Annotated in this window: 3 protein-coding genes; 2 read left to right on the forward strand and 1 reads right to left on the reverse strand. The window is 71.3% G+C overall.

All coding sequences use genetic code 11. The features are described 5' to 3' along the window. The coding region (locus VIU94_RS26635) for a trypco2 family protein (protein ID WP_331914858.1) at positions 1–251 on the forward strand (251 nt) is incomplete at its 5' end. Further along, positions 251–3,169, forward strand: coding sequence for an NACHT domain-containing protein (locus VIU94_RS26640; protein WP_331914860.1), 2,919 nt, complete (start codon positions 251–253; stop codon positions 3,167–3,169). The genes VIU94_RS26635 and VIU94_RS26640, both read left to right, overlap by 1 nt. A 142-nt stretch (positions 3,170–3,311) precedes the next feature. Here the strand turns inward: VIU94_RS26640 and VIU94_RS26645 are convergent. Continuing rightward, positions 3,312–5,127: ATP-dependent Clp protease ATP-binding subunit (locus VIU94_RS26645; RefSeq protein ID WP_331914862.1), on the reverse strand; the 1,816-nt coding region annotated here is incomplete at its 5' end.

Here is a 5,127-nt window from a genome sequence, read left to right on the forward strand (position 1 = left end):
CCGGGCGGCCCGTCGCCTTCGAAGTGGGCGACATCGAGATGGAGTTCACGATCGAGCTGCGCAAGGAGGTGAAGGGCGGGGGCAAGGTGAAGGCCTGGGTCGTCGAGGCCGGCGCGGACGCGAGCCGTACGCGCGGCGAGATGCACCGCGTCTCCTTCACCCTCAAGCCCCGCAACGCGACGACGGGCGGCGCGTGGCTGGTCGGCAACGAGGACGCGGGCGACACCTCCGACTTCGGGTCGGGCGTCTGATGGCCCATCGCGTCCCGGCGCGCGGCGTGGTCGCCGTCCACACCGAGCAGACCGGCCGGCAGGGCAGCGGGGTGCTGCTCACCGACGACACCGTCCTCACCTGTGCTCATGTGGTGGCGGCCGGCTACACGGCCTGGGTGTCCGTGCCAGGTCTGCGCGACCGGGTCCTGTGCCGGGTGATCTGGTCGGACCAGCAACTCGACGCCGCGCTGCTCAAGGCGCCGGAGAGCCTGATCCCCGGGCTCGTCACCACCCTGCTGAACACGACGACCATCCAGCTCGCCACCGTCGCGACCGAACGCCCGCTGCCCGGCTGCGAGGTGGTCGGATTCCCGCGGATCCAGCGCTACGACGAGGGACGCAAGCTGGAGATCGACCAGTACACGGGCACGGTGCTCCCGCTGGCCGGACTCATCCGCCGCACCATGGTCCTCGAACTCGACCGGCCCCCGGCCACGGAGCCGTCCGACGGCGCCTCGCCCCTCGCCGGCCTGTCCGGCGCGCCGGTCTTCGCCGGCAGCGGGCTCCTCGGCATCGTCAAAGCGGTGCCGCGGGGCCGCGGCCACCGGCGGGTGGAGTGCGTGCCCCTCGGCGCGATCGTCACCAGCGGCGGCTTCAGGGGCGCGTTCCTCAACGCGACCGGCAGCCTGCCGCCCGAGCCGACCGCCCACACCCTCCACACCACCCAGGACTCCCCCTACGAGCAGGAGTACGCCGAAGCCCTCGGCGCCGCCTACCGCCGGACCAAGATTTTCGGGCTCGACGAGCTGGACCGCCGCTCTGCCGAGTGGGACCTCGACACCGCCTACCTCTCTCTGGAGGCCGCGGCCGAGGAGGGCGACGCCGCGCCCGTCCCGCACAGGATCGACGATCTGCTCGCCTCTCGGCCCCGCGTCCTGCTGCGCGGCGATGCGGGCGCGGGGAAGACCACGCTCGTGTGGTGGCTGGCCGCGCACGCCGCCGCCGGGACGCTCGGGCCGCACCTCGCCGAGCTGAACGGCCTCGTCCCCTTCGTCGTCCCGCTGCGCACGCTCCGCGCCCATGGCGGGGTCTTCCCCGCGCCCGCCGAACTGCCCGGCGTCGCCGGGCTCGTGATCGACACCGCGCCCGACGGGTGGGCCGGCCGGGTCCTCGCGGCGGGCCGGGCACTGCTGATGGTCGACGGGCTCGACGAGGTGCCGCGGGAGGACCGCGAGGCCGCGCACGCCTGGCTCTCCGGGCTCCTCGCCCGCTTCCCGCGCACGCGGTGCGTGGTGACCGTGCGGCCGCTCGCCGTGGACCCCGACTGGCTCGGCGCGGAGAAGTTCGAGGAACTGACCCTGCTGCCGATGCGGGACGCGGACATCCAGACGTTCGTGACCGCCTGGCACGACGCGGCCCGCCTCGACGGCGTCGACCCCGGCGGCCTGGACGTCCTCGAACGCGACCTCGCCCTCCAGTTCCGCCACAACCCGGCCCTGGCCGACCTCGCCCGCACCCCGCTCCTGTGCGCGGTCATCTGCGCCCTGCACCGCTTACGCGAGGGCTTCCTGCCGGAGACCCGCTGGGCGCTGTACGAGTCCGCGCTCGCGATGCTGCTCGGCACGCGCGACAAGCGCCGCCGGATCGACGCGCCGGACGGCATCCGCATGTCCGTGGAGGATCACCGGCAGCTGCTGCAGCGGATCGCGGTGTGGCTGGTGCGCGGCGGCCAGACCGAGCTGACCCGCACGCAGGCCCTGCGGCAGGTGGAGCGCGGCCTGGCCGGCATGCCACGGGTACAAAAGCAGGGCACGGCCGACGAGGTGCTGACCCATCTCCTCAACCGCAGCGGCCTGCTCCAGGAACGCACCGACGACGTCTTCCAGTTCGCGCACCGCACCTTCCAGGACTTCCTGGCGGCCAAGGAGTTCGTCGAGGACGACCTGCTGGCCGAGCTGCTGCGGCACACCCACGAACAGCAGTGGCACGACGTACTGCTGCTCGCCGCCGGCCACTGCTCGCGACGCGAACTCCCGGCCCTGGTCGAGGGGTTGCTCGCGGCCGGCTCCGCCGCCCGGGTGCGGGACCAGAAGACGGCGCTGTACGTGCTCGCGGCGCAGGCCGCCCAGCACGCGGCCTGGCTGCCGGAGGTCCTGTACGAGCGGGTCCGCAAGGCGGTGAAATCGGTCGTCGAGCCCCGCAACGCGACCCAGCGGGCCCAGCTCGCCCGCCTGGGCGAGTACGTCCTCGACATGCTGCCGGCCCCCGAGGAGGTGGCCAAGGACGCCGTCGGGCAGGTGGTCGACCTGATCGGCGAGATCGGCGGCAGCGCCGCGATCCCGTACGCCCGGCGCTACGCCGAGGCCGGGCACGTCTTCCCGCTGGCCCGGCGCTGGTCGGCGTACCCGGCCGAGGAGTACGCCCGCGAGGTGCTCGCCCGCGCGGATCTGGCCGAGGCGCCGCTGCTCGTCAGCGCGCCCGAGCAGCTCGCCCGGCTCGGGATGCTCCCGGACGCCCCACATCTGGACGTCGCGGGGGACTTCGAACCGGCCGAGCTGACGGCGGCGTTCGCCGGCCGCCGCGTGGTCACCCTCGGCATCGCGGACAACCCCGCGCTCACCGATCTCGGGTTCCTGAAGTGCTGCGGCGCGGAGCTCACCCAGCTCGCCGTACGCCGCTGCCCGGGCGTGGCCGGCCTGGCCCCGCTCACCGCGCTTCCGGCTCTGGAGGCCGTCCATCTGGACGCGGTACGGGTCTCGCCCGCCGACCTGGAGGCGCTCGCCCGGATTCCCCGGCTGCGCACCCTCACCCTCGCGTATCCGGAGATCCCGGGGACGAAGCTGGACCTCGCCCCGCTGCACGTGGTGCCGGATCTGCGGCTGCGGGTCTCGGGGCTGCCGAAGCGGCAGATCCTCGGCAAGGAGGCCTTCGGCGGCCGCTTCGGCCTGAAGGCGTGAGGACATGAGTTCCGCGTGACGGCGTGAACGTGACGGCGTGAACGTGACGTGACGGCGTGAAAAAAGGGGCGGCCCCGGAACCTCATCGGTTCCGGGGCCGCCCCTGTCACTCGTTCAAGCGTTCAGCCGCTCAGTCGCGGCCTCACGCCTCCTTCGAGAGGTTCGGGCCGGCCGTGCCGCCCGTCGCCTGCTCGATCGGCGGGACGTCCGGCAGCGCCGACTTCTCCTCGCCGCGGAAGGTGAAGGTCTTCGCCTCGCCCTCGCCCTCGGTGTCCACGACCACGATGTGACCGGGGCGCAGCTCGCCGAAGAGGATCTTCTCGGAGAGCGTGTCCTCGACCTCGCGCTGGATCGTCCGGCGCAGCGGCCGGGCGCCCATGACCGGGTCGTAGCCCTTCTGCGCGAGGAGCTCCTTCGCGGACTGGGAGAGCTCGATGCCCATGTCCCGGTCCTTCAGGCGCTCGTCCACGCGGCTGATCATCAGGTCGACGATCTGGAGGATGTCGTCCTGGGTCAGCTGCGGGAAGACGATGACGTCGTCCACACGGTTGAGGAACTCCGGGCGGAAGTGCTGCTTCAGCTCGTCGCTGACCTTCGCCTTCATCCGCTCGTAGTTGGACTTCGTGTCGCCCTGGGCAGCGAAGCCGAGGTTGAAGCCCTTCGAGATGTCCCGGGTCCCGAGGTTGGTCGTCATGATGATGACCGTGTTCTTGAAGTCCACGACCCGGCCCTGGGAGTCGGTCAGGCGACCGTCCTCCAGGATCTGGAGAAGGGAATTGAAGATATCGGGGTGGGCCTTCTCGACCTCGTCGAAGAGGACGACGGAGAACGGCTTGCGGCGCACCTTCTCGGTGAGCTGGCCGCCCTCTTCGTAGCCGACGTATCCGGGCGGGGAACCGAAGAGACGCGAGACGGTGTGCTTCTCGCTGAACTCCGACATGTCGAGGGAGATCATCGCGTCCTCGTCGCCGAAGAGGAATTCGGCGAGCGACTTGGCCAGCTCGGTCTTACCGACACCGGACGGGCCGGCGAAGATGAACGAGCCGCCGGGACGCTTCGGGTCCTTCAGACCGGCACGCGTACGACGGATCGCCCGCGAGAGGCCGATGACGGCGTCCTTCTGACCGATGACGCGCTTGTGGAGCTCGTCCTCCATGCGGAGCAGTCGGCTGGACTCCTCCTCGGTCAGCTTGAAGACCGGGATGCCGGTGGCGGTCGCGAGGACCTCGGCGATCAGCTCGCCGTCGACCTCGGCGACGACGTCCATGTCGCCGGCCTTCCACTCCTTCTCCCGCTTGGTCTTCGCCGCCAGCAGCTGCTTCTCCTTGTCGCGGAGAGACGCCGCCTTCTCGAAGTCCTGGGAGTCGATCGCGGACTCCTTGTCCCGGCGGACGCCGGCGATCTTCTCGTCGAACTCGCGGAGGTCCGGCGGCGCGGTCATCCGGCGGATGCGCATCCGGGATCCGGCCTCGTCGATCAGGTCGATCGCCTTGTCCGGCAGGAAGCGGTCCGAGATGTACCGGTCGGCCAGGGTCGCGGCCTGGACGAGGGCCTCGTCGGTGATGGAGACCCGGTGGTGGGCCTCGTACCGGTCGCGCAGACCCTTGAGGATCTCGATCGTGTGCGGCAGCGACGGCTCGGCGACCTGGATGGGCTGGAAGCGGCGCTCGAGGGCCGCGTCCTTCTCCAGGTACTTGCGGTACTCGTCGAGCGTGGTGGCGCCGATGGTCTGGAGCTCACCGCGGGCCAGCATCGGCTTGAGGATGCTGGCGGCGTCGATCGCGCCCTCGGCGGCGCCCGCACCCACCAGGGTGTGGAGCTCGTCGATGAACAGGATGATGTCGCCGCGGGTGCGGATCTCCTTGAGGACCTTCTTCAGGCGCTCCTCGAAGTCACCGCGGTAGCGGGAGCCGGCGACCAGCGCGCCGAGGTCCAGGGTGTAGAGGTGCTTGTCCTTG

Source organism: Streptomyces sp. (assembly GCF_036566765.1).
Lineage (GTDB): Bacteria > Actinomycetota > Actinomycetes > Streptomycetales > Streptomycetaceae > Streptomyces.

Coding starts and splice junctions, on each gene's coding strand:
- VIU94_RS26640 (WP_331914860.1), top strand. CDS start 251: ATGGCCCATCGCGTCCCGGCGCGCGGCGTGGTCGCCGTCCACACCGAG.